The organism is Sphingomonas floccifaciens (assembly GCF_042681125.1).
Lineage (GTDB): Bacteria > Pseudomonadota > Alphaproteobacteria > Sphingomonadales > Sphingomonadaceae > Sphingomonas > Sphingomonas floccifaciens.
In genome coordinates this window covers 19,692-45,306 of record NZ_JBHUFC010000019.1, presented here as the reverse complement: position 1 = coordinate 45,306, position 25,615 = coordinate 19,692, and the positions used below count along the sequence as shown (strand labels likewise).

At 65.6% G+C, this 25,615-nt stretch carries 33 protein-coding genes and 1 pseudogene; 25 read left to right on the top strand and 9 right to left on the bottom strand.

Annotated elements, in window-relative coordinates; translation table 11 throughout:
- Positions 1-151: 151 nt before the first annotated feature.
- The 7 genes from ACFSC3_RS17580 to ACFSC3_RS17550 all read left to right on the top strand — a co-directional run bounded on the left by ACFSC3_RS17580 (position 152) and on the right by ACFSC3_RS17550 (position 5,410).
- The gene (locus ACFSC3_RS17580; RefSeq protein ID WP_052192542.1) at positions 152-610 is read left to right on the top strand and encodes a hypothetical protein; all 459 of its coding nucleotides are present in this window, start codon (positions 152-154) and stop codon (positions 608-610) included.
- Between the two features lie 187 nt (positions 611-797).
- Positions 798-1,274 carry a DUF736 domain-containing protein gene (locus tag ACFSC3_RS17575; protein WP_024310589.1) on the top strand — a complete coding sequence of 159 codons (477 nt, stop codon included), beginning with the start codon at positions 798-800 and terminating at the stop codon, positions 1,272-1,274.
- A 268-nt stretch (positions 1,275-1,542) separates the two neighbouring features.
- Positions 1,543-1,809: a type II toxin-antitoxin system Phd/YefM family antitoxin gene (locus ACFSC3_RS17570; protein WP_010409116.1), complete on the top strand. Its 267-nt coding sequence runs from the start codon at positions 1,543-1,545 to the stop codon at positions 1,807-1,809.
- Positions 1,810-1,900: 91 nt separating this feature from the next.
- Entirely contained in the window at positions 1,901-2,203 is a 303-nt protein-coding gene (locus tag ACFSC3_RS17565) for a hypothetical protein (RefSeq protein ID WP_208856242.1), read from the top strand.
- Between the two features lie 690 nt (positions 2,204-2,893).
- On the top strand, positions 2,894-3,232 hold the full coding sequence (locus ACFSC3_RS17560; RefSeq protein WP_010409121.1) for a single-stranded DNA-binding protein: 339 nt from the start codon (positions 2,894-2,896) through the stop codon (positions 3,230-3,232).
- A gap of 138 nt (positions 3,233-3,370) precedes the next feature.
- Positions 3,371-3,844 (top strand): hypothetical protein, encoded by a 474-nt coding sequence (locus ACFSC3_RS17555; RefSeq protein ID WP_062126517.1) that lies wholly within the window; start codon positions 3,371-3,373, stop codon positions 3,842-3,844.
- 573 nt (positions 3,845-4,417) lie between these two features.
- Positions 4,418-5,410, top strand: a complete 993-nt coding sequence (locus ACFSC3_RS17550) for an SLOG family protein (protein ID WP_037494485.1) — start codon at positions 4,418-4,420, stop codon at positions 5,408-5,410.
- A gap of 368 nt (positions 5,411-5,778) precedes the next feature.
- Here the strand turns inward: ACFSC3_RS17550 and ACFSC3_RS17545 are convergent, their stop codons facing one another.
- Complete coding sequence (locus tag ACFSC3_RS17545) at positions 5,779-6,156, bottom strand: hypothetical protein (RefSeq protein WP_010409127.1); 378 nt, start codon at positions 6,154-6,156, stop codon at positions 5,779-5,781.
- Between the two features lie 370 nt (positions 6,157-6,526).
- On the opposite strand from ACFSC3_RS17545, the gene ACFSC3_RS17540 reads away from it, so the two are divergent.
- Positions 6,527-7,081, top strand: a complete 555-nt coding sequence (locus ACFSC3_RS17540; RefSeq protein ID WP_010409130.1) for a hypothetical protein — start codon at positions 6,527-6,529, stop codon at positions 7,079-7,081.
- Between the two features lie 180 nt (positions 7,082-7,261).
- On the opposite strand, the gene ACFSC3_RS17535 is transcribed toward ACFSC3_RS17540, so the two are convergent.
- Positions 7,262-7,480, bottom strand: a complete 219-nt coding sequence (locus ACFSC3_RS17535; RefSeq protein ID WP_010409132.1) for a hypothetical protein — start codon at positions 7,478-7,480, stop codon at positions 7,262-7,264.
- A gap of 635 nt (positions 7,481-8,115) precedes the next feature.
- On the opposite strand from ACFSC3_RS17535, the gene ACFSC3_RS17530 reads away from it, so the two are divergent.
- The 14 genes from ACFSC3_RS17530 (at position 8,116) to ACFSC3_RS17465 (ending at position 20,051) form a co-directional block, all read left to right on the top strand.
- Positions 8,116-8,289 carry a hypothetical protein gene (locus tag ACFSC3_RS17530; RefSeq protein ID WP_154651477.1) on the top strand — a complete coding sequence of 58 codons (174 nt, stop codon included), beginning with the start codon at positions 8,116-8,118 and terminating at the stop codon, positions 8,287-8,289.
- The gene (locus ACFSC3_RS17525; RefSeq protein ID WP_033967470.1) at positions 8,282-10,801 is read left to right on the top strand and encodes a type IV secretion system DNA-binding domain-containing protein; all 2,520 of its coding nucleotides are present in this window, start codon (positions 8,282-8,284) and stop codon (positions 10,799-10,801) included. The genes ACFSC3_RS17530 and ACFSC3_RS17525 overlap by 8 nt, the downstream gene beginning before the upstream one ends.
- A gap of 3 nt (positions 10,802-10,804) precedes the next feature.
- Positions 10,805-13,879, top strand: a complete 3,075-nt coding sequence (gene mobF / locus ACFSC3_RS17520; RefSeq protein WP_010409137.1) for a MobF family relaxase — start codon at positions 10,805-10,807, stop codon at positions 13,877-13,879.
- Positions 13,876-14,118 carry a hypothetical protein gene (locus ACFSC3_RS17515; protein ID WP_010409139.1) on the top strand — a complete coding sequence of 81 codons (243 nt, stop codon included), beginning with the start codon at positions 13,876-13,878 and terminating at the stop codon, positions 14,116-14,118. Before mobF ends, ACFSC3_RS17515 begins: the two co-directional genes overlap by 4 nt.
- Positions 14,115-14,441: a hypothetical protein gene (locus ACFSC3_RS17510; RefSeq protein ID WP_010409142.1), complete on the top strand. Its 327-nt coding sequence runs from the start codon at positions 14,115-14,117 to the stop codon at positions 14,439-14,441. The genes ACFSC3_RS17515 and ACFSC3_RS17510 overlap by 4 nt, the downstream gene beginning before the upstream one ends.
- Positions 14,431-15,162: a hypothetical protein gene (locus tag ACFSC3_RS17505; protein ID WP_010409143.1), complete on the top strand. Its 732-nt coding sequence runs from the start codon at positions 14,431-14,433 to the stop codon at positions 15,160-15,162. Before ACFSC3_RS17510 ends, ACFSC3_RS17505 begins: the two co-directional genes overlap by 11 nt.
- Positions 15,149-15,910 (top strand): hypothetical protein, encoded by a 762-nt coding sequence (locus ACFSC3_RS17500; RefSeq protein WP_010409145.1) that lies wholly within the window; start codon positions 15,149-15,151, stop codon positions 15,908-15,910. Before ACFSC3_RS17505 ends, ACFSC3_RS17500 begins: the two co-directional genes overlap by 14 nt.
- A 91-nt stretch (positions 15,911-16,001) precedes the next feature.
- The gene (locus ACFSC3_RS17495) at positions 16,002-16,211 is read left to right on the top strand and encodes a hypothetical protein (protein WP_010409146.1); all 210 of its coding nucleotides are present in this window, start codon (positions 16,002-16,004) and stop codon (positions 16,209-16,211) included.
- A 26-nt stretch (positions 16,212-16,237) separates the two neighbouring features.
- Positions 16,238-16,567, top strand: coding sequence for a hypothetical protein (locus ACFSC3_RS17490; protein ID WP_010409148.1), 330 nt, complete (start codon positions 16,238-16,240; stop codon positions 16,565-16,567).
- Complete coding sequence (locus ACFSC3_RS17485) at positions 16,560-17,417, top strand: CsgG/HfaB family protein (RefSeq protein WP_010409149.1); 858 nt, start codon at positions 16,560-16,562, stop codon at positions 17,415-17,417. The genes ACFSC3_RS17490 and ACFSC3_RS17485 overlap by 8 nt, the downstream gene beginning before the upstream one ends.
- The gene (locus ACFSC3_RS17480; RefSeq protein WP_010409151.1) at positions 17,414-18,568 is read left to right on the top strand and encodes a nuclease-related domain-containing protein; all 1,155 of its coding nucleotides are present in this window, start codon (positions 17,414-17,416) and stop codon (positions 18,566-18,568) included. The genes ACFSC3_RS17485 and ACFSC3_RS17480 overlap by 4 nt, the downstream gene beginning before the upstream one ends.
- Positions 18,565-19,062, top strand: coding sequence for a hypothetical protein (locus ACFSC3_RS17475; protein WP_010409153.1), 498 nt, complete (start codon positions 18,565-18,567; stop codon positions 19,060-19,062). Before ACFSC3_RS17480 ends, ACFSC3_RS17475 begins: the two co-directional genes overlap by 4 nt.
- On the top strand, positions 19,059-19,550 hold the full coding sequence (locus ACFSC3_RS17470; protein WP_010409155.1) for a hypothetical protein: 492 nt from the start codon (positions 19,059-19,061) through the stop codon (positions 19,548-19,550). Before ACFSC3_RS17475 ends, ACFSC3_RS17470 begins: the two co-directional genes overlap by 4 nt.
- Positions 19,551-19,646: 96 nt before the next feature.
- On the top strand, positions 19,647-20,051 hold the full coding sequence (locus ACFSC3_RS17465) for a hypothetical protein (protein WP_010409157.1): 405 nt from the start codon (positions 19,647-19,649) through the stop codon (positions 20,049-20,051).
- Here the strand turns inward: ACFSC3_RS17465 and ACFSC3_RS17460 are convergent.
- Both ACFSC3_RS17460 and ACFSC3_RS17455 read right to left on the bottom strand, forming a co-directional pair.
- Positions 20,036-20,467, bottom strand: a complete 432-nt coding sequence (locus tag ACFSC3_RS17460; protein WP_010409159.1) for a response regulator — start codon at positions 20,465-20,467, stop codon at positions 20,036-20,038. The two genes, ACFSC3_RS17465 and ACFSC3_RS17460, sit on opposite strands and share 16 nt — an antisense overlap.
- A 39-nt stretch (positions 20,468-20,506) precedes the next feature.
- A pseudogene (locus ACFSC3_RS17455) lies at positions 20,507-20,959 on the bottom strand (transposase); the annotation flags it as partial.
- A 125-nt stretch (positions 20,960-21,084) separates the two neighbouring features.
- Here ACFSC3_RS17455 and ACFSC3_RS17450 point away from each other — a divergent pair.
- Genes ACFSC3_RS17450 through ACFSC3_RS17440 form a run of 3 tightly spaced genes read left to right on the top strand, consistent with a single transcriptional unit; the run spans position 21,085 to position 22,491 of the window.
- Positions 21,085-21,300, top strand: a complete 216-nt coding sequence (locus tag ACFSC3_RS17450) for a hypothetical protein (RefSeq protein ID WP_062126525.1) — start codon at positions 21,085-21,087, stop codon at positions 21,298-21,300.
- Positions 21,278-22,054, top strand: a complete 777-nt coding sequence (locus ACFSC3_RS17445; RefSeq protein WP_063113157.1) for an energy transducer TonB family protein — start codon at positions 21,278-21,280, stop codon at positions 22,052-22,054. Before ACFSC3_RS17450 ends, ACFSC3_RS17445 begins: the two co-directional genes overlap by 23 nt.
- Positions 22,051-22,491 carry a hypothetical protein gene (locus ACFSC3_RS17440; RefSeq protein ID WP_062126531.1) on the top strand — a complete coding sequence of 147 codons (441 nt, stop codon included), beginning with the start codon at positions 22,051-22,053 and terminating at the stop codon, positions 22,489-22,491. Before ACFSC3_RS17445 ends, ACFSC3_RS17440 begins: the two co-directional genes overlap by 4 nt.
- Here the strand turns inward: ACFSC3_RS17440 and ACFSC3_RS17435 are convergent.
- The 5 genes from ACFSC3_RS17435 to cydB all read right to left on the bottom strand — a co-directional run bounded on the left by ACFSC3_RS17435 (position 22,486) and on the right by cydB (position 25,615).
- Entirely contained in the window at positions 22,486-22,716 is a 231-nt protein-coding gene (locus ACFSC3_RS17435) for a WGR domain-containing protein (RefSeq protein WP_205499247.1), read from the bottom strand. The genes ACFSC3_RS17440 and ACFSC3_RS17435 overlap by 6 nt on opposite strands.
- A 423-nt stretch (positions 22,717-23,139) precedes the next feature.
- Positions 23,140-23,403, bottom strand: a complete 264-nt coding sequence (locus tag ACFSC3_RS17430) for a DksA/TraR family C4-type zinc finger protein (protein WP_024310576.1) — start codon at positions 23,401-23,403, stop codon at positions 23,140-23,142.
- 127 nt (positions 23,404-23,530) lie between these two features.
- Positions 23,531-24,427 carry a bestrophin family protein gene (locus ACFSC3_RS17425; protein ID WP_062126538.1) on the bottom strand — a complete coding sequence of 299 codons (897 nt, stop codon included), beginning with the start codon at positions 24,425-24,427 and terminating at the stop codon, positions 23,531-23,533.
- 67 nt (positions 24,428-24,494) lie between these two features.
- Positions 24,495-24,611 carry a DUF2474 domain-containing protein gene (locus tag ACFSC3_RS17420; RefSeq protein ID WP_082824896.1) on the bottom strand — a complete coding sequence of 39 codons (117 nt, stop codon included), beginning with the start codon at positions 24,609-24,611 and terminating at the stop codon, positions 24,495-24,497.
- The gene (gene cydB, locus ACFSC3_RS17415; RefSeq protein ID WP_062126541.1) at positions 24,611-25,615 is read right to left on the bottom strand and encodes a cytochrome d ubiquinol oxidase subunit II; all 1,005 of its coding nucleotides are present in this window, start codon (positions 25,613-25,615) and stop codon (positions 24,611-24,613) included. The genes ACFSC3_RS17420 and cydB overlap by 1 nt, the downstream gene beginning before the upstream one ends.

The window sequence follows — 25,615 nt, the reverse complement described above, 5'->3', positions numbered from 1 at the left end:
ATTCCTTCGCTTTATCGCCGTATAAGCACAGGATATCGCAGTTCGAACCTGGGCCACGCTCAAGGGAAGGGGGTGATGAATGGATAGCCGGGCGAATGGTGATGACACCGCTCGCGGGACCGGCACGTCCACTTCATCACGAGGTCCCGACATGGCCGACCGCGTCTCCGTCTCCATTACGATCGGGGGGAAACTTCCCGCCGATCGACTGCCCGAACTGTACAAACTCGCCGATTTCTACGGCCTCTCGACCGAATGGGGGGGAGAACCGCTTGAATCCGTTACATCCGGCGAACCCCTGCGCCTCCATGCTCACGAGGTCCAGAACGGCAATATCGAGGATATCGAGGACTTCTGCTGCACCAACGACCTTCCGTTCAGGACGTGGTCGGGAGGCTCGCCCGGGTCGTTCTCGCCCGAGGTTCGGGTCTGGCCAGGTCATGGTCCGCGCGCGATATTCTCGGCCGACGACAACGAAAGCGTCGTGCTGACGCTTCAGGAATACAATGCTCTAGGTGACCTCGCCGCGATCGGTGAGCACTTCCGGTTGGGTGGCTTCAAACCGCCTGCGCTCTCCATCGTCCCGGGAAAGCCTGAGACCGATAGCTAACAGCGCCATCGGCACATCCTCCTGACCTAGCCCGATCCGCGTCCCGCACGCACCACCGTCCGCGTGAAGAACGCGGTCGGTGAGGGGCGCTCATCGCGCCCTGCCCGGCCGAAGGGCCGGGGAGGGGAGGAGGATTGAAGATCGGTGTCGAGGACATGGGGTCCAGCACGACATCAGGAGACACGTCATGAACATCGGTCAGATCAAGCAGAACGACGCGGGCATCTTCATGGGCCGCATTTCCACCCTCGCGGTCGCGATGACGATCGCGCTGAAGCCGGTCCAGTCGTCCAATCCGCGCGCCCCGCGCTACGAGATCCATGCGCTCACCCCGGGCCGGACGTGGGTGCAGGTCGGCGCGTTCTTTGAACTCACCTCCAACAACACCGGCGAGGCGTTCCTCAACGGCCGCATCGACGATCCGTCGCTCGCCGCGCCGCTCCAGGTCTCGGCCTTCCGCCAGGACGACGGCTCGTACAACGTCGTGTGGCAGCGCGCCCAGAAGCGCCGCGACGTCGGTGCCGCGCTCGGGGTCAAGGCGGACGATGGCGAACCCGCGCTGCCTTTCACCGCCGATGGCCGTGACGTGGCGACCTCGGGCGCAGGCGATGACACCGGAGACGGGCTGGGTGCCAGCACCGCGCCGGTCGACGAGAGGGTCTGACCGGCATCGGGCGGCGCTGACGCGTCGCCCGTATCGCCACCTCGACGGGGATCGCTTCATCGCCGAAGCGGTCCCTGTTGCCGTTAGTGCCTGTTGCAGCCGCGCGGTCCGTGGTGTACGGATTGTCTTCCGTTTTACGGAAGATACGGATTCCCATGTAACAGAAAGATGGCCGTTACAACATTGGCAGGACCAGATGAGGGTCCCATCCTGGAGGGACGCAGGGCTTAATCGATCCCCGGCCGCGTAACGAAAGATGAGGGAAACCATGACCCCTACAATCGAAAAGGCCAGATCGACCGACGTGTCGAAGCGGTTCGGCTTCTATTACGACGAGGCGATGACGCATCCGATCGCAATCGAGCGCAACGGCGCTGCCCGCGTGGTCATGCTACCCGCCTCCGAGTTCGAACGCTTGTCCCGCCTCGATCACCTCGCGCTCTCGCCGCAGGAGTTGAGCGATGAAGCCATCCACGCCATCAGGACCGCGACGCCCAGCGCCGGGTCCGTCCAGAACGATCAGTACGTCGATTGAACCGCAAGCCGGTGACCTGATCTGGTATTTCTACCTCTGGCGGCATGAACATAACCGGGGCGACGAGGACGGCTCGAAACTCCGCCCCTGCATGGTGGTTGGCAGCTATCGCTCAGCCGGAAGGCTCCGTGTCCTGATGGTGCCACTGACGACGCGCGATTATTCACCGGCTGCATCCATCCCTCTGCCGCCGCGATTCATTGAGGCCTTCGGCCTCGATGACCGATCACGCATCGTGTGGGACGACGTGAACGATTTCGCATGGGTCGGACCCGACGTTCGCGCCGGTAACGACGGTAGCACCATCATCGCCGAGGTGCCGAGCCGCATCGTACAACGTGTCGCGGCGCTGATCGTCGAGCATCGGATCACCCCCACCCGGCGAACCGAGTAGGCGATCGATCCTCGCCAACCCGAAGGGCGGCGCCCGCAGACACAGCCCGGTTCGCTGGCCGAGTGGAAAGATCATCACGATCGGCGATGATCCCGCAGCCGGGCGGCGCGTAAAGCCGTCGCTGTTCTGCCAGCGGGTATCGGCAGGCGTTTGCCCCCTATGGCGATGAGGACGCCCAGGTCCGATGCGGTTGCCGGCGATCGCCCTGGCGAGGGTCGGCCGTCGGGCGACCTTGCGGCATCCGGTCTCCTTGCCGGTGCGTCGTCGCCCGGGCGCGGCCGTCCTTGTCGAGCTTCGGAGCGGCACCACGTCGGTCAGCGAGCGACGCTGGCGGCACGCCTGCCTTCGCGCCGGGTCGTTCGGGGGTACGGGTCAGGCGACCGACATGAGCGGTTCACGAGGTTTGTCCATGGCAATGCCTGCGGGAACCTTGGGCTGATCGACGGCCCATCCGCCGTTTCGTGTCACCTGCGCCGCGCCCCGGGGCCTCGCAACCCCTTTGGCAGGGCCGTGTTGCCGCGCTTCGCGCGGCTGCCCGCACCACCCCTGCAAAAGGGGTTCCCCTCCGGTCGACCAGGCCCGCCGCCTGCGCGCCGGCCCAGCTCGCCCTCCGGTGCGACGCCCCGAACCGCGACGCCCTTCAGGTGACACCGGCGGACGGACCGCCGACCAACCCAAGGAGGCAATGCCATGAACAACGTGAACCTCGTCGGCCGCCTGACCCGCACCCCCGAACTGCGCGAAGTCAATCGCGCCACCAGCGTCGCGACCATCTTCGTGGCGACCGATCGCCCGAAGCTCAACAAGGACGGCCACACCTACAAAGGCGACGACGGCTTCACCGTCAAGGAGACCGAATACCACAAGGTCACCTGCTTCAACGGCCTCGCCAAGGCGATCGCCGGCAACCGCAAGAAGGGCGACCTCATCGCCATCGAGGGACGCCTGCACTACACCCGCTGGCAGGACAGCGACGGCAACGACCGCTACGGCTGCGAGATCATCGCCGATCGCGCCGAGTTCTACTGACCGGCCAGCGAACCGGGCGGCGCCTGCGGGCGTCGCCCTTCGCGCATGCTTCATCATCGCCCGCGCAGGACGCCTCGCCCACGGTGCTTCGCACCGCGGCCTTGCGCCAGCGCGCGCTCACCTGAAAGGTCCGGCACCATGACCGTCCAGCGCGACATGTTCGACGGCGACCCGTTCGCGCCCGAGCCGATACCTGCGGCACCGGACCCGGTCGCTCGGGTCGACGAGCCGGCACCCGCCGGCGGCGACCACGACGGCAATGCCGTCGCGCTCGCCCCGCTGGCGGTGCCGTGCGGCTTCCGCAACCGTCGCAATGAACCCTGCCGGCGTCTCGCCGAGCGACCCATCCTGATGAACGGCCAGCCCTTCGTCCATCGTGGTCACCAGCTGCTCCAGTGTCCGCGTTCCTGCTGGCTAGACGATGACAGCGCGGTCGAGCCGGACATTGCTGACCGGATCGGTGAAGATATCCGGTTCGCAACCGAACCGGATATCCAGACCGACCCGCACGGCGAGGACCCCGATGCCAACCGCGATCCAGACGACCCGGGAATCCAGGAGATGCCGGATTACGATGCCGGGGATGACGGTGGCGAGTATGAATGGGACTGATCCTGCTGATCCTGCTGTGCTGGCTGTGGGACGGCCGTAGAGGGGCAGGGCGGGGCGTCCCGCCTTGTGGGCGGGACCGGGCTCTATTCGGCCCTGGCGGGCCTCACGGAGCCCCCTGGCGGGGTCTCCGCCCTGCGGGTGACGATCCCTATGCCGGCGCCGGGCGTCCTGCGCGCGGGCGGCGGCAGCTGGCTCGCCCTCCCGGGCTCACTGGCGCTGCCTTTGCGGCGCTGCGCCGTGCCGGCGCATCACCGCCGCCCGTGCTCGGTCCGACCCGGCGTGCCCACCACAACATAATATTTTCTCTCTCTGTGATGAGGAAGTCTGGCATGCGGGGTTGGCGGGCCGTCAAGGACGCGCGGTCCCCCCAATTTTCACGCACCCTTCCGTCTCCGCTTCGCTCCGCCTCCAGGGCACGAGAAAATCGGCTCCCCCGCGCGCGAGCGTTAACCGGGGTCCGCGACCCTGCGGGCCGCGGCTTCCCGGTTAACGTCCCTGACCGCCCTGACCGCCGCATGCCGGATGAGATTCCTCACCGAGAGAAGGTGAGATTTTCAACTCATGGAGGCTATCATGACCAAGTACAGCAACTTCAACGACATGGGCCGCGCGATCAACGAGCGCCGCGCCGACGAGCACACCACCGAGACCTATCAGGGGGCGTTCATCGAGGCGAGCGAGATGGCGAAGCTTTCCATCGTCAGCGAAGCCGAGAAGCTGGACATGCCCGACCCGGAGCAGGCCGCACACGCCGTCGAGCAGATGCTGGCGACGATGTTCGACGTGTTCCGCGACACTCGCATGGAGGAGTTCGCCGCCGACCTCGCATGGGGCTTCGTCAACAGCTTCCACATGGTGGCCAAGCGCATCGAGGGCCGTGAGGATGACGCCGCCAAGAAACTTGGCGACCTGGTGCGCAGCTACGACCCCTCGGAGATCTACGCGGTGGAGCTCGAAGAGACCCAGCTGCTCTGCCAGACCCTCGAGAATTGCGCCGAGGCGATGCGCTGCATGCGGGACCACGCCGGGAACGTGTATCGCGTCGAGACCGGACGGCCCTTCTCGACCGTCCGCGGCAGCAGGGTGTCGTCCAAGCTGACCGCCTCGATGATCGACGGTGCCGACTATCTGGCGGCACGCGCGGCAAAGCGTCGGGACGAGCACAACCCGAGCGGCCCGATTGTCGCCTTCTCGGGCGGCATGGAATGGCACGACCACGAGCAGCTCTTCGAACGCCTCGACCAGATCAAGCGTCGCATCCCGTCGATGGTCCTGATGACCACCGCCATGAACAAGGGTGCCGACGCCATCGCAGCGTCGTGGGCGGCCTCGCGCGAGGTCAAGCTGGTGCGCATGTTCCTCGACAAGCGCCACGGCAACCGGGGCGGGTTCCTCCGCAACGACCGCATCGCCTCGCTGCGTCCCGTCGAAGCGATCGTCTGCGAAGGATCGGGCGTCCAGATCGACTTCGCTCGCAAGTTGCGTACCGCCGGCGTACCGCTCCACGTCTTCCGCAAGGACGGACAGGCACCGGTGCAGCCGAGCCAGCGCAGCCGCCGCGCCTGACGCACCCACGGAAGGGCTCCGGGCAACCGGAGTCCTTCCCCTTTTTTACGTCGCCCTGGGCGGCGCTCCGGGGCATCGAGCCCCATCGCGCCGCGTGGGACTGACCTATCGGTCGATCACGCCACGTTGCCCGCTCGGCACGGCTCGCTCGCGGCAGGGCAATGCCGTCGCATTGCCACTGCCAGCTACGCCTCGCCGGTGCCGGGGTCGATACCGACACCCGTCGCATCGCCTCGCTCGCTTTGCGGTCATCGCTGAATGCGATGACCAGCGCGCTACGCCTCGGCCGATACGACTGGCGATCGTCGTTGAACACCAATCGGCACGCCTCGCTTGCTTCACGGCGATCCCTTCGGATCGCCGGTTCGCTACGCATCGCCGTGCCGATCGCGTTGGCTTATCGACCGCGCCGTCTCGCTCGCATCGCGGCCACGCCTGCGCGTGTCACGCTCGCTACGCATCGACCGGCGCGGTTCAACCGGCGTCACGCTTGCGGCATCAGCACGGCTCGCTGGCGGGCGCGGCGATGCCGTCGCATCGCCTGCACTGCCGCTGCGCATCGCGCCGTGCCGATCGCACCCATTGATCGGCCACGCCGTCTCGCTCGCATCGCGGCCACGCCTGCGCATGTCGCGCTCGCTACGCATCGACCGGCGCGTCTCACCCGGCATGTCGCTTGCCGCATCGGCACGGCTCGCTGGCGGGCGCGGCGATGCCGTCGCATCGCCTGCGCTGCCGCTGCGCATCGCACCGTGCCGATGCCATCGCGCAGGAGCTGACCGGCACGGCTCGCTCGCTTCACGGCGATCCCTTCGGATCGCCGGTTCGCTACGCCTCGCTCGTGCCGATCGCACCCGCTTATCGACCGCGCCCGTCTCGCTCGCATCGCGGCCACGCCTGCGCGTGTCGCGCTCGCTACGCATCGACCGGCGCAGTCCGACCGAAGCCCGGCTCGCTCGCGGTGCCGCAATGCCTGCGCATTGCGAGCACCAGCTACGCATCGCTCGGGCACCCGGTCCTGCGGACCGACCCATGACCCCGTGATCGGCCATGCCGATCCTGACGGATCGGAAGGGGAGGGGAACCGGAGATGATGGTTCCAATGGGAGACAGACCATGTCGATCACCTTCTTCCTCAGCGTCGATCGCAAAGCCGACGCCGCGCCCGCCGTCATCACCGCCCGCCAGCTTGCCGCGTTCCGCGCCTTCGCCCGCGAACGTGGCCAGCTGCTCGAAGACGAGGATGATGACCCGCTCGTGTCGTGCTCGTTCGAAGCTCGCGTCTGCCCCTGGTCGCTCGCGTCGATCTGCGCGATCTTCGATCACGATGTGGGTGTCATCGCCGTGGTCGAGGAAGCCCAGTTCCGTGGCCTCAACGTGCGCTTCTGGCACGATGACGCGACCCGCACGATCACGATGCGCGTCGCCAGCACCCCGGACGGCGCAGCGGAGATCAATCTCGCGAACGGCAACGCCTTCCACGTCCTCGACGCGCTACGACTTTCGGACGATAATTGCGGCAGCATGCCCATCGGGCAACTACGCGAAACACTCGGCCAGCCCTATGTTCGCCGCGACCTTGGTCGCCTCGATGGTCGTTACCTCGAACGCTTCGACACCCTCGCTGCTCAGGCCGACACCAGTGAAGGGATACGCATGGTCTGGGGATAGCCTCCCTCCAGTCGCCATCGCGTCGGGGAGCATCGGGCTTCGCCTCGATGCTCCCCATTCTTATGCCTGAATGGACCGAAGCTTCGCCAACTCGGCCCAAGCATTGAAAAGGGGAGCGCCTAACGGCAGCTCCCCTTCTATTTGCATGATGGGCTTGAGCCCGCTTTCGCGCTGACCCGCTTACGCGGTCAGGCGCTTCACGGTCTCGGCGATCCCGAGTTTCTTGATCGCTCCAATGATCGCGCTGAACTGGGCAGGATCGGCCTTCATCAACCCCGACCGTTCCACCTCCTTCAGCAGCTCCGAACGCTCACGATCGGCCAGTTGCTTGCGGCGTTCGTTGAGCCGCTGTTCGTCCGCCTCAAGCTGTGCCCGTTCCTGCTCGATACTCCGTGCCATATGACCTGCCTTTTCTGATCGTGGATCGGCCTCCATTTCCCACGATGCCAGCACCGCTCCACCGGCACAATAGCGACACTCATAATCGCTCGCTGGTCCGGCTTTACCGGACCAGCATGAGGCGACGGACACTGACCTTCGGCCAGGTCCGTCGTCGGGCGGGATTGCTCCGCCCAATACCCTTCGGTCCAGTCCGGTGGTCGCCTGCCTGCGGCGCTTACTCTCCCGGAACCCAGTCCAATGATCGGACATCCAGCCATGATGCCACCACCACCGCGACAGTCCCTAAGGATTTGCACACCGTACGCGGCACGCCGCAGGTTAAGTGTCTGTAATTGCCGGTGTTTGCAGGGGCAAACATGTTTGCCCCTGCAAACGCCTTGGTGGTTCTCCCCTAAGCGCTTGAGAACGCGCGAAAATCCCTGTTTGCAGGGTGAATGCGTTTTCACTCTATACCTCGGGACCAGGCTGTAGTATTTTCCACTCTCCGAAAACCCCACCAGCCACTTTCAAGTGGGTGGTGAATGTCTAACTCGACGATAGCTTTCAGACTTTCGTCTGAAGAGATTGCGGCACTTGATCGTGTAGCCGCGAAACGGTCGTGCTCCCGGTCTGAGGCCGCGCGCACTGCGCTTATGTTCGGTATCCGTTTCGCTGAGGCCGAGCATACTTTCAACATCACCCGTGCGGTCCTCGTTCTCGAGTACATGCAGGCGGCGATCGACGTGATTATCACACGCGATCACGGCGACGTCGTACCCCAGCTTCGCGAAGCCGCGAAGGAGCGCCTGGCGACGTTCCATGCGTAGCGGCGACATCCGGTTCAACGGTCAGGCGGCGACCGTAAAGCACCATTCCGCGCGGGGGCGGATCACCCGCAACTCGGGCAATTTCACCCGCGGTTCGCAGCTTCTCGCCAGTCAGTACAAGATGACCTGGGCGGGCCTCCAGGTGCCCATCTGGATATGGCTGGGGACGTTCATCGTCCTGTTCAATATCTTCGTCTGGCTGGGCCTCGCCGAGCATGAATTCCAGCTCGACCTGATGAAGCTCTATTCCGCCATCTGGACGTGGGTCGGCGGGGACAAATTCCACCTCATCAACCTGACCTTGCCAAACGGCATCGTGACCAAGGTTCCGATCGGCTACGTCCCCTACGAACCCCATGTCGTTCATGCCTGGGCGAAGACGGTCAAGATCTTCCTGACGACACTCGTCATGTCGGCCTTCATCGCAGCACCGATCATCATGTGGTTCATCATGTGGGCAAACAAGCGCGGCAGCGACATGCTCCAGGAACGCCACAACCGCGGCGCCCTGTTGGTCGAGCGTGACGTGCTCGTCAAAACTGTCAGCGGCCACAACCGACGCAAGTTCCGCACCGAGTGCGCCGAACACGATCCGCCGTACGTCCCCGAACTCGTCGCCAAGGCTCCGATCCTCGATCGGATCGACCGGGGCATCCACGTTCCATACACGATCGCCGGCATCCCCTATCCGTGGCGGCTCGAACAGAGCCATACCATGCTCATCGGCACCACCGGCACCGGCAAGACGACCCAGCTGCGCAGCCACGTCTCGCAGCTTCGCGCGCGCGGTCATCGCGCGGTCATCTTTGACCTGACCGGCGTGTTCGTGGAGACGTTCTACAACCCAGAAACCGACGTCATTCTCAACCCTATGGACGAGCGTTGCGCGCCGTGGACGCTGTTCGACGAATGCCGCAACTATGCCGACTTCGTTTCGGCCGCATCGGCCCTCATTCCCTCGCATCCCGACGACAAGGAACCGTTCTGGCAGAACGCCGCGCGGATGCTCTTCATCGAGATGTGCCTGAAGCTTCAAGAGATGGGTGAGGCGAACAACGCCGCGATCGCGCACCACCTGATGCAGGCCGATCTGAAGTCGATCAACGCCAAGCTCGATGACACCATCGCCGCCCCGCTGACGACCGAGAAAGCCGCCCGCATGGCGGAATCGATCCGCTCGGTTCTGAACGTCAACGGACAGGCGCTACGCTTCATGCCGGACCCTGTCCCGGGCGGCCCGCCCGCCTTCTCGATCCGCGACTGGATCGCGACCGACAATCGCGACGGCTCGATCATGTTCATCACCGGCTCGTACAACGACCTCGAGATGACCCGCGGTCTGTTCACGCTGTGGATCGATCTGGCCGTCAACAACCTCATGCGCCTGCCCAAGACCCGTGACCTGCGGACCTGGTATCTGTTTGACGAAGTCCATGCGCTTCACGCGCTTCCTGGTATCGAGCATGGCCTCCAGTCGGCCCGCAACTTCGGCGGTGCGTTCGTCCTTGGGATCCACTCGTTCGACAAGCTGGTCGCGACCTATGGCTTGCAGAACGCGACCGCGCTCACCGGACTTGCGCGCACCAAGCTGATCCTCGCCACCGCCGATCGAACCACAGCCGAAAAGTGCTCCGAGTTCATCGGCAGCCGCGAGGTCCGCCAGATGGATGAGGCCTACAGCTACGGCTACAACAACACCCGCGACGCCTCGACCCTCACGCCTCGCACGGCGATCGAGCCGCTGGTCATCCCCGACGACATCAACAACCTGCCGTCGCTCCACGGCTTCGTGAAGTTTCCCGATGGATTTCCCGCTGCGCGGATCGAACTCAAATACCGCTCCTATGCCGAGGTCGCGCCGGGGGCGGTGCCCCGCAAGAACTTCAAGCCTACCGAATACGTCTCGCCGGAAGACCGGCGTCGTCAGAACACCCGGAACAATGGCGCGGATGAGGGGGGTGAGGGTGGCCGCGAGCATACCCCCACACGGCCTGTGGGGGGCGTGGAGGCGAAGGAAAGGCAAGAGCCGGACCTGACCGCCTCGCAGCCCGAGAAGCCGCGTAGCGAGGCTGAAAAGGCGGCTGCGGCGATGGAGGTCACCGGGTCGCTGCCGGTGGTGATCGATCAGATAACCGGCAAGGGCGTCGCCAGCAGCCCGACCGGCGTCGATGCCGTCCGCGCGTCGGATGCCGCAACGAGGGTCGGGGGCGAACCTTCCAAGCCTGTGACGGGAGGTTCATCCAGTCTGGATGCCCAACTCGGCGGCATGGGCATGTCCCTGATCGAGAACCGTGCGGGTCCGCAGAGCGGGGTGGATCCGACGCGCGGCGAGGCGTCACGCCATGCCCCGGAAAGCCGGTCCGATCGCGGTGATGCCGATCGCCACGAGGACCAGGCGACCCGCGAATTGCGCGATGGGTTTGCGACGCAGCGCGACCCCGATCACCACCATCGTCATCACGGCCCGGATCATTCGCCGGAGATCGATGACGACATGGACATGGGGATGTAGCCGATGCTGTCGGTCGCTTCCGTCAAGTCCGCCTCCGGCGCGGCGCAGTATTTCGCCAAGGACGATTACTACACCGCCGAGCATTCGTCCGAGGCGACCGCCTGGGGCGGGGTGGGCGCGGCCGACCTTGGCCTCAAGGGCGAGGTGACCAAGGAAGACTTCGAGAAGATCCTCAACGGCGAGATGCCCGATGGCGAAAAGGTCGGGCAGGTCGAGGGTCGCAGGCTCGGTGTCGACCTGACCTTCTCGATGCCGAAGTCCGCCAGCGTAATGGCCTATGTCGCTTGCGACACCCGTGTCCTCACCGCGCATATGAACGCCGTAAAGGCGACGATGGGATGGGTCGAGAAGACCTTCGCCGAAGGCCGCACCTACGATCAGTCCAGGTCAGGGGATGCGGTGCGAACCGGCAACCTCGTCTATGCGCTGTTCCAGCACGACACGAGCCGCGCTCTCGATCCGCAGGGCCACATCCACGTCCTTATCGCCAACATGACCAAGATGGCGAACGGGGCATGGCAGGCGCTCCACAACCAGCAGCTCTGGAAGAACAACACCACGATCGGCGCGGCCTATCACGCCCAGTTTCGCGCCGAGCTGGCAAAGATCGGCTACGAAACAAGCGTCACCGGCAAGCACGGCCAGTTCGAGATCGCCGGCGTGCCTAAGGAGGTGATCGACACCTTCAGCCAGCGGCGCGCCGATATCCTGGCGAAAGCCGGCGAGCTCGGTGTCACCTCCGCCGAGGCGTTGCGCAAGGTGACCAACAATACCCGCGACGCCAAGCTGAACGTCGAGGATCGCGATGCCCTGCGCCAGGAATGGCGTGACCGGGCGGCCGCGCTCGGATTCGACGGCAAGGCACTGGTCGATGCCGCGCGCGAGCGTGCTGGCGCCAGCGGCCTCGATGCCCAGCCACGACCGATGGAGCGCCTCGGTGACGTCCTGGCCAATCTCCGCGAAAGCCTGGGCGAGTTATTCCGACCCGCCGATCCGCTCGTCGCCAGCGGCCTCGACCGGCTGCGCATCGCGCCGGTGGATCTGCGCGCCCAGCACGCCGTCGCCTCCGCGATCCGCATCCATGCCCAACGCGAAGCCGCGTTCGCGGTGCCGGACATCACCAGGACCGCGCTCGACCTCGGGCTGAAGGGTGTCACCGCCGCGCATGTCGACGCGCGCGTCTCCGAGCTCATCCGCAACGAGAAGCTGATTCCGGGCAAGGATGACCGGATCGACAGCGTCGTCACCCATGTCACGACGCCCGAGGCGCTCGCGACGGAGCGCGGCATCCTTGCAGAGATCGAGCGCGGCAAGGGGGAGGGGCGGGTGATCGTCTCCGCCGACACCGTTATCGAGCGGATCAACGCCGCATCGGGCGACAAGGAACTCAATGCAGGGCAGATGGCGGCCGCGACGATGGCGCTCACTTCCGCCGATCGCATCGTCGCGGTCCAGGGCGTCTCGGGCGCCGGCAAGTCGACCATGCTGGCGAGCGTCGCGCGCAATGTCGAGCAGGAAGGCGGCAAGGTGGTCGGTCTCGCGCTCATGAAGGCGACCGCCGATCGTCTCGGCGCCGAAGCCGGCATCGAGAGCCGCACCGTGTCCTCGTTCGTCCACAGCTATGCCCGCCACGCGCTCGCTGGGAAGGGCGCGGGCTATGACGGCGCGCGAGACGCGCTCGCCGGCACCACGCTCATCCTCGACGAAGCCTCGATGGTCGGCTCGGAGCAGATGAAGCACCTGGTCGGCATCGCCAATGCGCTCGGCGTCGATCGCTTCCTGATGATCGGCGATCGCCAGCAGATCACCGCGGTCGACGCCGGCAAGGCGTTCGCGCTCGCGCAGGCCGGCGGGATCACGCTGGCGCGGATGGACGAGAATCTGCGCCAGCGCACCGAGCAGCTGCGCACCGTCGCCGCGCTGACCAACCGCGGCGAGGTGCGCGAGGCGATGGCGATGCTCGGCGACAAGGTCACCGCCAACCCCGAGCATGTGAAGGCCGCGGCCGAACACTGGCTGGGCCTAACCCCCGAACAGCGCGAGACCACCGCGATGTTCTCGTCGGGCCGCGTCGCGCGCGCAGAGCTCAACGTGCGCATCCAGGACGGCCTCGCCGCGGAGGGCACGTTGAAAGGGGACGGCGTCGTCACCCCGGTCCTCGACAAGGTCAACGTCACGCGCGAGGAACTCCGCTACGCGCATACCTATAAGCCCGGCCAGGTGATCGACCTGCGCCATGCCATGCGCGAGCTCGGCCTCAGCCCCGGCACCTATGACGTGCTCGGCGTCGACGCGAAGGGGCGCGTTCAGGTCCAGATCGGCAACCGGGTACGGACCTTCGATCCGCAGAAGATATCGCCGGTCGACAAGACCGACGCGATGCAGCTCGCCCAGCGCGAGCAGATCAAGCTGCATGAGGGCGACAAGATCCGCTGGACCCAGAACGACAAGGACCGCGGCCTCAACAACAACGATATCGCCCGCGTCGTCTCGGCCGACCCGTCGGGGATCAAGGTGGAGGCGAGCGACGGCACCCTCCACGAGCTGAAGGCGGGCGATCCGATGATGGAGCGGATCAGCCTCGCCTACGCGCTCAACATGCACGCGGCGCAGGGCATCACCACCGACACCGCGATCGCGGTGATGAGCCACAGGGAATCGAACCTCTCCAACCAGCGGCTGTTCAACGTCACCGTCACGCGCGTCCGCGACGACATCCAGCTGTTCACCGACGACCGCGAGAAGCTGACCGCCGCGATCGAGCGCAACGAGGGCAACAAGACCTCGGCGCTCGAGACCACCGGCGCGCTGTCGATCGACCCCGATCGCGGCGCTGCCGGCGCAGCCACGAAAGCCGGCGCGGGCGAGACGTTCAACCCTTCGCTGCCGCCCGACCTCGATCGCGGACCGGAGAAAGTCGGAGGCGAGCCGAGCGCAGATACAGCCCGCCCCTCGACCGGCGGCAAGATCGACATCCGTACCGATCCCTCGCTCGACCTCTCCCGGTTCAGCGTCCCGGTCGAGCCCAAAGGGCCTGAACTTCCCTACCCCGAAAAGGACATCGGACTGGAGCTATGAGCATGACCACATCACCACCGACCTGGGACCAGGTGATCGCCACCAAGCACTGGCACGCCTGCGACCTCGACACTCATACGCTCACGCAATGCAGCCAGCTCGCGCGGCGCGACGATGCGCTCGACTGGGGCGGCGAAACGCTTGCGATGGCCGCGATTTTCGGCCTGACCTACGTCTTACTCCTGCCGCTCACCCGCGCGCTGCGTGCCCTCCGGGTCCGGTCCGAGCCAGCACGATGAGCCTCGCCGACCGCGACTATATGCACGGGCCTCCCCGCATCGGTCGGACCTCGCGGCTCGACACGCCGCCCTGCGACGCGATCGAGGGAACGGCCGAGTATGGCCATCAGGCCCGCAGGAAGCCCGTGGAGCCACGGTCAACCGCACCACGCATGATCGTCCCGCTGACGCGCCGGTTGCGTCAGGCGGGACTCCTGGCGGCCGCGGTGGCGGCTTTCACCTTCGCCTGGGCGGTCGGATGCGGAATCGTCAGCGCGTCGCTTCACACCGATGGTGGAATTTTCGTTCCGCCCGCAACCCAAGGTACGCCCGGTGGACGGTAGTTTCCCTTTTCGCTTCCGGCGCCAACCCGAGCCGACGCACGCGACCCTCACGATCGCCGAAACCGCGGATCTGACGGAAGCGGCGCTTGAAGCGGTCCGCGCCGGTGACGGGGGCCGGCTCGCGGTATTCGGCGATGGCGACGCGATCGCCGAACTCGCCGACCAGGTCCGCGACCAGCTGATCGACCCCGCGCGCGGCAACTGGGACTTCTTCGCAGACCATCCGAGCGACTATGCACGCTCGTCCGCGATCGAAGCGTTCCTTCCCGACGATCCTGACGTTTGCTCGGGCTACACCTGCGCTTCGCGCTATGTGCTGCTCCGCGCGATCCAGCATGCCGGCGATGAACCTGGTGCGACCCTTTCGGCCGTCCGCGATCTGATACGGGATCTCCCGCCGGAAGCCGTCGCAGAGGCGGCGGGACACGATTCTGGAAACGGTCACGCCCTGCGTTGGGGAATGACCGTGCTGGCCGGCGTGCGACGAGCGACCCACGCTTTCGCCGACCACGACCGGCTGATGCCCAGGATCTCCATCGCGCGCTGGCTGGCAGGATCGGCGTCGACCATCCTGTTCGTACGACGCGAACCTGGACTGACTTCGAGCGAGGTTGTCGCCGTCGAGGCCTCGCTGCGCGATCACGCGATGCTGTCCAGAATGGACGTGTTTCCCCTGGCTCTCCCCTCGCAGTCGATGGAGGTGGTCGATGGGCATCGATGATCGCGACTATATGCGCGATCGCTACCGCAAGCGGCAGGGGCTCGATCCCGGTGCGACGCAATGGAACGATCGCAAGGCACGGGTCGAGCTGAACCGCTTCGGGTTCAGGAAATCGGTGCCGCTGGGGAGCGCGAGCTGGATATCTGGCGGATCGAAAGGGTCGTGGTTCGAAGCCAGGAACAGGGGCCACGATTATCAGCGCGGTCGATGGCGGCCCCGCCCGCGCTTCACGCCGGCCCCTTACTGGCAGGCGCTGGGCGTCGGTGTTGCCATCGCACTGGTCCTTGCGGCCTGGGCCGGGCAGGGCCAGATCAAGCGCGCAACCTCCAGCCTGTTCGCGTCAATCGTGGGGACGAACACCGGTTTTCCGGAATCGGGAACGGTCGCCGTCTCCTCCAGCGTCGACCTGCGAACCGTCAGAAGCCACCTGACCATTCAGGGTGCGGCAGACAATAGCATCGTCCAGCTGCTCGATCCGGCGACGGCGAAGAACCGGCTGTCGGTCTATGTCCGCGCCTTCGAGCGTGTCACCGTGCCAGCCCCGCTCGGCCAATATCGCGTCCGCTTCATCCACGGCCGCGAATGGGCAGATTCTCGGACCTTCTTCGGCAAGGGCACGCTGCACGACGAGGTTGCCGGCGTGATGCTGTTCACGCGACGGGTCGGGCACACGCTCGATCTTCGTCTGGGGGCCGACAGCAATCTCGTGGTCCGGCGCATCGCCGCCAAACCGGCCTCGATCCAGTGACACTGTCCTTCATCCACGCGCGGGGATTTCGCATCGCACCGCCAGGACCGGCCCCCGCGCGCCGGCACGGCGATCAACCGGGACAGGAGACATGAGCAACTGGGATTTCGAGGAAATGGGCGAGTTCGGCTCGGATGCCGACGCAGACCGCTGGGCGAAGCGCAACAACATCGCCCCGCAGGATGTCCGCATTCGCCGCAAGGGGGACGGGGTTGAGCTGGAGGTCCGGCGCTCGGCGCTGGGCGACAGCAGCGCCCGCCACGATGACCGTCGCGACGGCCGACGCAACGGTTTCTTCTGAAAACGGCCAGGGAAGGAGTACACACGATGAAACTGAAGATGATCGCCGCGCTGGGGCTTGCCGCCCTCTCCGTGGCCTTGCCGTCGGCCGCCAGCGCGCAGTCGTCGGCGCCGGTCCTGCTCGCGATGGCGAGCTTCGCCGGAAGTCATGCCGGCACCGATGCCGCGCGCGAGGTCGAGGCGAAGAAGGCGCGCTATCGCGCGCACGCGCTTCACAACGGCAAATGCAAGGACTGCGCGGACTGTCCCGACTGCAAGGACTGTGACGAAGCCGCGAAGAAAGTTGCGGCGGACGAGGAGCGTGCCGGGATCTGCGATCCCGCAGCGCATGCGAAGAAGGCGGGCGCCGGTGCTTGATCGCACCCGCATGCTCGTCGTGACGGCCGCGCTCGCGGCCGTCACACCTTCAATGGCCCACGCCCAGAAGCTGGGGCAGGGCGGCACCGGCGTCGACGAGACGACCGCCGTGCCGCAATGCCAGGTGCCGCTCGGCGTTGCCGCGCTGGTTGAGGAGAAGGCCGCCAACCCGGCCGATGGCCTGTCGCCGCAACTGCAGGCGCTCATGCGCATGGCGGAGATGCAGAACGGCGGTTCGACCGCGCGCGTCGACGCGCTGCCACTGGTCAAGCTGATGATCGCGCGATCCAATTGCTTCCGCGTCGCCGATCGCGGCGAGGCGTTCAGCGCGCTCGAACGCGAACGCGCGATCAATGGCGGGACTGCCACAACCCGGCCTGTCACCAAGGCGGATTATCTGATCGAGGTGAAGGTGGTCTATTCCGACGCCAAGTCGCGTGAGAGCGGGGGCGGGGTCGGCGGTGTGTTCGGCGGGGCGGTCGGGCTCAAGTCGAAGACACTCGAAAGCCAGGTGCTGATGACGCTGGTCGACGTGAACACCGGCATCCAGGAAGCGGTCGCCAGCGGGTCGGCGCGCAAGAAGGATATCGGCGTCGTGGGCGGTGGGCTGTTGCTCGGCCTTGGCGTGGGTGCGCTCGGTGGAAGCTACGCCTCGACCGACATCGGCAAGATCACCACGCTGGCGACGCTCGATGCGTTCCGCAAGCTGATCGAGGATGCACGGCCACGGCTCGAGGCGAGGCTGGTGCCGGCCAAGCCGCCCGCAATGGTGCCTCCCGCCTCCGCGCCGCTACCGGCGCAGGCGGTTCAACCGCTGCCGCAGCCAAATCCGGGAACGCCGAAACGATGATCCGCAAGAAATCGACCCGCGCGGCCGAGATCGCATTTGCCGACGAAGTGATGGCGTCCGACGAGTTCGCGGCTCTCCCCGAGCGCGTGCGATCGACGGTGCGGAACCATCGCCAGGGGATGCGGGGCGAGCGCGAGACCGCCTATATGCTCGATCACCAATTCGGGCCTGACAACGACCGCAACCTGCTTATCCACGATCTGCGCCTGCCGGACGGGCAGGGCGGGTTCGCGCAGTTCGATCATATCCTGCTGTCGCGGGCGTCGCGCACCGCCTCGATCTTCGAATCCAAGAACTACTCTGGCCGGATCTCGAAGAACGAGCATGGCGAATGGATGGTCTGGTATCGCTCGCAACGTCAGCCGCAGAACATCCCCAATCCGGTCGAACAGGCCAAACGACAACGCAAGGTGCTGCAGGCGTGGCTGAAGCGAAAAGGGCATGACAGGGCGTTCGCGGAGGTCGGCGTATTCGTGTCCGTTCCGCCCACCGCGATGATCGACCGTTCCAAAATCGGCAGCGACGAGCCGATCTACAAATGCGACAACCTTTACAAAGCCTGGGTGCCGTTCGGCGGGTCATCGCCCCTGGGACGAATGTTTTCGACCGGCGTCACCGCCGCGCAGATGGTCGAGATCGCCGACCAGCTCATCGCCGACCATGTCCAGGAGGGCGATATCTATACCCGCCTCGGCATCGTTCCTGACAGCACGGACGCCGCCGATACGTCTCATACCGGCGACCCGTCTGGGCCGATCAACATGCCCATCGTCCAGGCCGCGTCTGTGCCGGAATTGCCGCCGTACGTCGAGGCAGAGCCTGTCACTGTTCATCCGGCGCAAAGTCCCTCCACATCGGTAGCGGTTGAATGCACCGTTTTGGAGGTATCGCCCCCTGCCAAGGCGGTTCCCGTCAAGGCGGGCGCACCTATCGAGGTATGCGCCGGGATCGTCGAGCGGACACTGCCAGATGGCCGCATCGCATTCAGGGCCGCGCGCGACGATGAGATCGGCAGGGAGGTTCTTTCCGCGTTGTGCAAGGGCAAGGCGATCTGGAACCCGAGATTCTCCAACTGGATCTGCGTGCCCGACGTCGCCGACGTGATCCGGGCTGCACTTCCCGATGCGATCAGGGTCGGCCACGTCGCATGAATATGATCAGCCTGCCCCGGCCCGAATGCCCGTATTGCCATGAGGCGATGCGCCGCTGGCCGCTGGGGCAGCACATGCTGGTCTGCGACACCTGCCGCCGTCCGATCGTGCGCTACCTCGCTGCGCCCTCGCGTCGGATCTTTCGGCTGCGCCCGCTCTACAGCGTCATCAACGCCATCGCGCTGTTCATTCTGGTCGCGACCTTTCTCGCCATCGTGATCGCCCGCGCCGACATCCGGCATATCATGCTGGCCGTCGCGATCCCCATCGCGATGTTCGGCGCGAGCGATATCGGCGATGGCTGGCTGTCCTGGCGTACCTCGCTCGATCGAGGGTGGAACCACCTTCGCAAGGGTCGCAAGGCGCGGCTGATCGGGCTGGCACGCGCAGCGTTCGGCATCGCCGGCTGTGCTGTCGCCATCTTCGGGCTACTTGCCTACGGCGACATGACCACTCCACGAAAACCGCTTGCCCATCAGGCTGGTCGGCCATGATTCCCTTCTGCCTGATCCTGGGCGACAGCACCGCGGTCGGCACGGCGCAGGCATTGGCAGCACAGGGCATACGCTGCGAGGTTCATGCGCGCGTGGGTGCCGGTTCGGCCGAGATCGAGCGGCGGGTGAGGGGCGCTTCGGCCGCCACCGTCGCCCTCATCGCACTCGGGTCGAACGATGCCGCCAGTCCGGCGCTCCCAACCAACCTTCTTGCGCTCAGGCGGCGAACCACCGCCGTCAAGGTGGCCTGGCTTGCCCCCTACGACCTGCGCGCGTCATCCATTGTCACGTCGATCGCGGCACGTTTCGGCGACACCGTCATCCCGCTGCGGGCGCAACCGAGCCGGGATGGCATCCATCCGGTCAGCTATCGCCCCGTCGCCAAGTCGCTGCGGTGGGGGGCGGTCGCCCCCTTCAGAGCCGGCGTAGCGCCGGCGCCGATCGCGCGCGCGACCGTGCTGGTGATGAGCAGCCCACTCGGGTCGTGATCGCCATCTTCATGCCGCGAGCATCGGTCGCCGGAACCGAACGGCTCGACTCAATCCCGCTGGAACAAATCCGGCCCATATGACAGGCTGAACGTCATGGACCATCGCATCACCCACACCTGCGGCCATGAGCAAACCCATTTCATTGCCGGGTTCGCGTCGCAGCAGGAGCGCAAGGCCACCTGGCTGCGCACGACGGTCTGCGGCGCGTGCTACCGCAAGCAGCGCCAGGAAGAGAACGAGCGCGACGCCGCGGCCTCGCAACAAGCCGTTGCCCATCTGTCGCTGGCGCCGCTCAACGGCTCGGAACGACAGGTCAGCTGGGCAACGACCATTCGCGCGAAACGGATCGCCTTGCTGCGCAAGGATCAACCTCTCGATAGCGTCGAAACCGGCGCGGCGCTGCTCGGCATCGCGGACGCCAAATGGTGGATCGACAACCGCGACGCGACCGACGCGCAGTTGCTCGCCTCGGCAGGGGTGGCTCAGGCTCCCGGCTGAACCGGCGTCGTCACCGCATTCTTCAGCGGCGCGGGCTTCTTGCCGTCAGGCAGCGTCCTGCGGAGGTGCTCGTGGACGATCGCAGCCGAGAAGGGCTTCGGGATGAACGTCGCCTTCTCGGGCATGTCACCCGGATTGGGACGGATATTGCCGCTGGCGATCACGATCTCGATCCAGGGCCAGTGCTGTGCGACATGACGCGCCAGCGCAAAGCCGTTGATCGATCCCGGCATCTCGACATCGGAGAACAGCAGGATGGTGTTGTCGGCCTGCTCCTCCAGCAGCACGATCGCGGTATCGCCGTCCATCGCCTCATGACAGCGAAAGCCGGCGTCCTCCAGGATCAGCGTCATGTCCATCAGGATGATCGGGACGTCATCGACCGCGAGCGCGAAAGGTACGGTCGAAGTGTTCATCACCTCTACAACCGCCTGTATCTGTAGGCGCTTGCAATCGTAACTGGCGCAGTAGATGTCGATCATCGCGGACATCATCCTGGCCAACTCGCGTGTGGTCGGCGCATTTTCCCACCGGCTCATCGTTGGTTGGCTGGCCAGCCCCGCGCCCGATCCCGGCAGCTTGCCCAGCGCCAGGCGGAAGCCCGGATCGTCACGCAGAGCGTCGAGATCATCGGCGTCCTCGTAGCCGCACGCGATCGCGAACACGCGGGCACGCAGTATGTCATCAAGGCGATGGATCACCCGCGCAGGATCGCGCGGATCGGCAATGCAAGCCGCAAGCCGCCGGCAAAGCCCCATCGCGCGCTCGGCCTGTGCCAGCAGCAGAACACCGCCATCCGAGGTGAGCCGACCTCCGTCGAACGCGGCTGTGATCTTCTTGCGCCCGATCGCTGGAAACGAAAATCCCGGCGCGCTATCATCGCTCCCGGCGGGTGTGGTCCGTGGCATAAATTGCCTCGCTGCAGGAATGGCCTAGACACCCATTTTCCTACATCAAAGCAATCGCTTAAACCACTCCCGCCAACCCTTCTGACCGAACCCGATGAATAAGCCGGGCTAGAGGCGGCCGAGTGATGAAACGGCATCGCTCCACCTTTCGCCGTCAATGGTCGTGGCCGATCGCCCTCGCGGCGCTGACCCTGTTCGGCTTGCTCTCGGCGCTGTTCGGCGAAGGCGGCATCTGGTGGTGCCTGTCGTGGGCGGCGCTGGCGATCCCGCTGCTGGTGATCGCGCGCCACGTCCTGCGACCGACAGGGAGGCCGCAACATGCTCGCCACCATGCGCCCTGACGGCGACGACGCGCGCCAGGCGCGCGACGATGCCGAAACGCTGCCGATCGTGCTGCCGCTCCCGGTCGAGCGGCATCCCTATGCCCCGCCGCCCGAACACAAGATATTCGGCTTTCTCGGCACATGCCTGGTCTTTGCCGTGGCCTTCGCCGGCCTGCTCCTGACGTTCGAGCATCATTTCAACCCGCCGCCGCCCTCGGCGCCGCTGGTGGTGAGCCTGCTTCCGCTCGCCTCGCCGCCCGAGACGCCGCCCAAACCGAAAGAGGCGCCCAAGCCGGTCGAGAAGCACCAGCGCCAGCCCACGCCGCAAAAGGTCGTGCCGGTCGAGCGTCCGATCATCCCGGTCCCGACGATCGCGCCGCCCCCACCCGCGCCAGCGGTGAAGCCCGTCGATCCGACGCCCCCGCAACCGGAAACCGCCGCGCCCAAGACGGCGCCGGCGCCCCCCGCGCCGCAGGTATCGAGCAACGCGCCCGATACGTGGGAGGGCCGCGTTCTCGCCCGCTTGCAGAAATACCAGCGCTATCCCGGCGCGGCGAAGAGCGCCCGCCAGCAAGGCGTCGCCTATATCCGGTTCCGGATGAACCGCGACGGCCATGTGCTATCCTCGTCGCTGGTGCGGAGTTCCGGCTTCCCGGCGCTCGATCAGGCCGCGCTCGACACGCTGCGCCGCGCTGATCCGCTCCCCAAGATTCCGCCCGAACGGCCCGACGAAATCGAGCTGGTAGTGCCTGTGGAGTTCCTATTACGTTGAGCGCGCCCTTCTCCCCGATCGCGCTGCGTCGCCGCCCCGCGCTCGAACGCCGCGCCCTCGCCATGCTGCGCGGCGACGAACAGCATTTCCATGCCGATGAAGATGCCCGCGCCTCGGAGCCGTCGCGCCAGGCCGCGAAGTCGCAAGCGCTGTTCTTCGCCGAGCTGCGCCGCGTGGCGGCCCGCCACGGCATCACCGTGCTGCCGCCCGGTTCCCGCCTCGTCGGCGAGGGCGAAATGCTGCTGCTGACGTGGCTCGCGCAGGAACAGCGTATCACCAGCCACGGCCGCGCCATCCCGGCCGATCCGCTGCTGATCGCGGCCGTCGCCCGCTGCGCAGGCCTGCTCGATGCGCTCGGCATCCATCTCGGCCCGAATACCCTCTATGGGGCGCGGCTGCGCGGAAATCACGCGAGCGGGGCCGGGTCCGCCCTATAGCGGCCGATAGGCGACGCCGATCCGGTTCTCGGCCGAGTTGCGCCGGCGCAAGGTCGCGGCGATATGGCGCTCGGCCGCCTCGCGATCGGCGAAGGCGTGGGAACGGGCCTGACCGCGCGCGCCGATCCGGCCCCAGCGGGTTTCCACCAAGATCATGCCGAACAGGTCGAGGCTCGCGGTGATGCTGTAGCCGCGCCGGACGTTGCGGGCCGGGTCAAGCGCCACCAGCTCGATCGGATCACAAAGCGGGAGAGCTGCGCCATTCATGGCGCAAAGCCTACAAAATCAGGCCCGCGAAGTCCGGCGACATTCCTGAATCAGTGCGGGGGCGGTGATTCACAAAAGCGATCAGCGCGCCCGTGGTGCAGATTTCGATACACCGTGTTCAGCCGTTGAACACCGCCCGATCGGCTTGCCCATGACCGAGATGGCGAAGCCTGCTAGAAGATCGATGAAGCTGCGCGAACGGAGGGCGGCACATGGTTCAGGGCATCGTCATCGTCGCCATCCTGGCCGGCGCCGTTTGGTTCCTGATCCGGCATTTCAAGCGCGGCTGCTGCGACTGAGGTTCGGCCTCGCTATTGGGCGGCCTTCAGCTCCGTCGTACAATACACCGGATTCTTGGCCTTGGCCGCCCTCCATTCGTCATCAGCGCAACTGGCTGTCCTTGCTGCCCCGGCGATTGATGCCGGTGAAGGTGGGGCGCTTATCGCGTTCGCTTTGACAGGCGACACAGGTTCTTACGCCGGGTATGGCCGTGCGGCGTTTCGCGGGGATTTCGTCGCCGCACACCTCGCAGTCGGTGCTACCCTCGCCGGAAGGCAGACGCGATCGGGCGGCGAAAACCGCGTCCATGATCGTTGCATCAATCTGGTCCTGCACCGCACTATCGGGTGCCCATCCATTTGCCATCGCCGCAAGCTCCTCGATTTTGACCTTGGGGGTCAGATAGTCGGGGGCGCATGGGCCAAGCACGCGACTATCCAGCACAGCACCCGAATATAGGGTACTCCCTGCCAGTATCAAGGAGTGCGCAAATTTAGCTCAGGACGGATTTATGGGGTTCCAGTGGAGCGGGTAGATCTTCTTCGCCAAGCAGCGACAACATATCCCGCTCGATTGTCCGCTTCATCGCATAAAGCGGCAGACAGTTGGGCTCGACGCCGAACGGGTCTTCCAGCTCGTGTCCCAGCGCGTCGAGGCCGAAAAAGGTATAGGCGGTAAGGAGCACCGGCAGGAGCGTCCACCAGTCGAGTGATCCTGCGAGCGCGAAGGGAAGCATCACGCAAAAGATAATTGCGGTGCGATGAAGCAGCAGAGAATATGCGAACGGCACGGGCGTCGTGGATATCCGCTCGCAAGCGCCCTGAACCTTGCCGAAGGATCGCATGTCTTCTGCCACGACGGCATAGTGAATCGGCGTAATGACGCCAGTCTGCTTCAGGTGGAGCAGCCTACGCCCCATACGATCGAGCACGAGGTTGGTGACGTTCGGGCTCTTTGTCGCCGGGCCGATTTCGACCCACGGCGCAATAGCGGCGATTTCGTCCTCGCCGCGAAGGCGTGCGGTGAGGCCGCAGGCAAAGCCACATATGCTGTGGAGCAACGCTCGCCGATCCTCGTCAGGGAGAAGCGATGTCTCGCGCGCGAACGAACGGGCCGAGATAATCAGCTCGCCCCATAGCTGCCGCCCCTCCCACCATCGCGCATAGCAGGCATTGTTGCGAAAGCTCATGAAGATCGAGAGCGCGATGCCGATCAGGGTGAAAGGGATCGTCGAGATACGCGCGAAAATGCCGGGATGGGCTTGGGCGGCCAGGATGGCGATCACACTGACGATCGCTATCGCCGCCAGCCTCCGCGCGATGCGCGGCAAGATCGAGCCATGCACGGTGAAAATGATATCTTGGAAGCTCGGTTGCGATCGAACGATCATGGTCCGTGGAATGTCCTTCGCCTGTTTGCCGGCATTTCCCTCGGCAGCTCGTCGAAACGAGCTGCCGTCAGGGTTTGAGGATGAGGCGAATGACCTGCGCGACAGCCCCCAGCGCCAAAACGCTGGCCGCCCAGATTAAGACCATCCAGGCGAGCCGTCGACCGAGCGGTTTTTGCTCATCCATCAGTGATAGCCGTGGGCGCCGACCTTACCGCGGAACACCCAATAGGCCCACGCGGTATAGCCGAGAATGATCGGAATGATGATGGCCGCACCCGCCAGCATGAAGAGCTGGCTTTGCGGGGGAGCGGCTGCATCCCAGATCGTGACGGCGCGGGGAACGACATAGGGATAGATGCTGATCCCCAGCCCAACGAAACCGAGAAAGAACAGGCCAAGCGCCATAATGAAGGGCAGACGCTCCGCGCCGCGCTTCAGACTCCAGAAGAAGGTTGCAGCGCAGATTGCCACCAGCAGAGGAACCTGCGCGGTGAGAAGCACGCCGGGCATCGCAAACCAGCGTCGCCAATAGTCATAGGTCAGGAACGGCGTCGCCGCACTGACGGCGAAAAGCGCGAGTAGCGTCGCACCGCCGAGCCAAAATGCCAGTCGACGGGCGCGTTCCTGGCCCGGCCCTTCGGTTTTCCAGACCAGCCAGGCCGCGCCGAGAAGCGCATATCCGATTACGACTGCCGCGCCGGTCAAGAGGCTGAACGCGCTCAGCCAATCCAGCCATCCCCCGGCATAGGCATCGGCCTCGACCCGCACGCCTTGCAGGATCGCGCCCAGCGTGATCCCCTGCGAGAACGCCGCGAGAACGGACCCAAAGCTGAAGGCGACATCCCAGAAGGGACGATGGCGTGGATCTCGCCAACGAAACTCGAATGCCACCCCGCGGAACACGAGACCGAGCAACATCGCGATGATGAGCGGGTAGGTCGCGGGAAGGATGATGGCGTAGGCAAGGGGAAAGGCCGCGAAGAGACCGCCTCCGCCCAGCACCAGCCATGTTTCGTTGCCATCCCAGACCGGCGCGATCGAGTTCATCGCCTGATCGCGCTCCCCTCCGACCGAAAGGCTCGGGAAGAGGATGCCGATCCCCAGATCGAACCCGTCCATCACGACATAGGCGAAGACAGCAAAACCGATGATACCGGCCCAGATTATGGTGAGATCGAGGTGCTCCAT

What these genes read in the sequence shown, in the direction of transcription:
- ACFSC3_RS17540 (WP_010409130.1), top strand. Translation starts at nt 6,527, where the DNA reads ATGTCGATCACCTTCTTCCTCAGCGTCGATCGCAAAGCCGACGCCGCG.
- ACFSC3_RS17480 (WP_010409151.1), top strand. Translation starts at nt 17,414, where the DNA reads ATGATCCGCAAGAAATCGACCCGCGCGGCCGAGATCGCATTTGCCGAC.
- mobF (WP_010409137.1), top strand. Translation starts at nt 10,805, where the DNA reads ATGCTGTCGGTCGCTTCCGTCAAGTCCGCCTCCGGCGCGGCGCAGTAT.
- ACFSC3_RS17525 (WP_033967470.1), top strand. Translation starts at nt 8,282, where the DNA reads ATGCGTAGCGGCGACATCCGGTTCAACGGTCAGGCGGCGACCGTAAAG.
- ACFSC3_RS17560 (WP_010409121.1), top strand. Translation starts at nt 2,894, where the DNA reads ATGAACAACGTGAACCTCGTCGGCCGCCTGACCCGCACCCCCGAACTG.
- ACFSC3_RS17555 (WP_062126517.1), top strand. Translation starts at nt 3,371, where the DNA reads ATGACCGTCCAGCGCGACATGTTCGACGGCGACCCGTTCGCGCCCGAG.
- ACFSC3_RS17445 (WP_063113157.1), top strand. Translation starts at nt 21,278, where the DNA reads ATGCTCGCCACCATGCGCCCTGACGGCGACGACGCGCGCCAGGCGCGC.
- ACFSC3_RS17535 (WP_010409132.1), bottom strand. Translation starts at nt 7,480, where the DNA reads ATGGCACGGAGTATCGAGCAGGAACGGGCACAGCTTGAGGCGGACGAA.
- ACFSC3_RS17460 (WP_010409159.1), bottom strand. Translation starts at nt 20,467, where the DNA reads ATGAACACTTCGACCGTACCTTTCGCGCTCGCGGTCGATGACGTCCCG.
- ACFSC3_RS17450 (WP_062126525.1), top strand. Translation starts at nt 21,085, where the DNA reads ATGAAACGGCATCGCTCCACCTTTCGCCGTCAATGGTCGTGGCCGATC.
- ACFSC3_RS17500 (WP_010409145.1), top strand. Translation starts at nt 15,149, where the DNA reads ATGGGCATCGATGATCGCGACTATATGCGCGATCGCTACCGCAAGCGG.
- ACFSC3_RS17490 (WP_010409148.1), top strand. Translation starts at nt 16,238, where the DNA reads ATGAAACTGAAGATGATCGCCGCGCTGGGGCTTGCCGCCCTCTCCGTG.
- ACFSC3_RS17465 (WP_010409157.1), top strand. Translation starts at nt 19,647, where the DNA reads ATGGACCATCGCATCACCCACACCTGCGGCCATGAGCAAACCCATTTC.
- ACFSC3_RS17430 (WP_024310576.1), bottom strand. Translation starts at nt 23,403, where the DNA reads ATGGCAAATGGATGGGCACCCGATAGTGCGGTGCAGGACCAGATTGAT.
- ACFSC3_RS17565 (WP_208856242.1), top strand. Translation starts at nt 1,901, where the DNA reads ATGGTGGTTGGCAGCTATCGCTCAGCCGGAAGGCTCCGTGTCCTGATG.
- ACFSC3_RS17530 (WP_154651477.1), top strand. Translation starts at nt 8,116, where the DNA reads ATGTTCGGTATCCGTTTCGCTGAGGCCGAGCATACTTTCAACATCACC.
- ACFSC3_RS17580 (WP_052192542.1), top strand. Translation starts at nt 152, where the DNA reads ATGGCCGACCGCGTCTCCGTCTCCATTACGATCGGGGGGAAACTTCCC.
- ACFSC3_RS17475 (WP_010409153.1), top strand. Translation starts at nt 18,565, where the DNA reads ATGAATATGATCAGCCTGCCCCGGCCCGAATGCCCGTATTGCCATGAG.
- cydB (WP_062126541.1), bottom strand. Translation starts at nt 25,615, where the DNA reads ATGGAGCACCTCGATCTCACCATAATCTGGGCCGGTATCATCGGTTTT.
- ACFSC3_RS17575 (WP_024310589.1), top strand. Translation starts at nt 798, where the DNA reads ATGAACATCGGTCAGATCAAGCAGAACGACGCGGGCATCTTCATGGGC.
- ACFSC3_RS17515 (WP_010409139.1), top strand. Translation starts at nt 13,876, where the DNA reads ATGAGCATGACCACATCACCACCGACCTGGGACCAGGTGATCGCCACC.
- ACFSC3_RS17510 (WP_010409142.1), top strand. Translation starts at nt 14,115, where the DNA reads ATGAGCCTCGCCGACCGCGACTATATGCACGGGCCTCCCCGCATCGGT.
- ACFSC3_RS17545 (WP_010409127.1), bottom strand. Translation starts at nt 6,156, where the DNA reads ATGCGCAGCGGCAGCGCAGGCGATGCGACGGCATCGCCGCGCCCGCCA.
- ACFSC3_RS17550 (WP_037494485.1), top strand. Translation starts at nt 4,418, where the DNA reads ATGACCAAGTACAGCAACTTCAACGACATGGGCCGCGCGATCAACGAG.
- ACFSC3_RS17570 (WP_010409116.1), top strand. Translation starts at nt 1,543, where the DNA reads ATGACCCCTACAATCGAAAAGGCCAGATCGACCGACGTGTCGAAGCGG.
- ACFSC3_RS17470 (WP_010409155.1), top strand. Translation starts at nt 19,059, where the DNA reads ATGATTCCCTTCTGCCTGATCCTGGGCGACAGCACCGCGGTCGGCACG.
- ACFSC3_RS17420 (WP_082824896.1), bottom strand. Translation starts at nt 24,611, where the DNA reads ATGGATGAGCAAAAACCGCTCGGTCGACGGCTCGCCTGGATGGTCTTA.
- ACFSC3_RS17425 (WP_062126538.1), bottom strand. Translation starts at nt 24,427, where the DNA reads ATGATCGTTCGATCGCAACCGAGCTTCCAAGATATCATTTTCACCGTG.
- ACFSC3_RS17495 (WP_010409146.1), top strand. Translation starts at nt 16,002, where the DNA reads ATGAGCAACTGGGATTTCGAGGAAATGGGCGAGTTCGGCTCGGATGCC.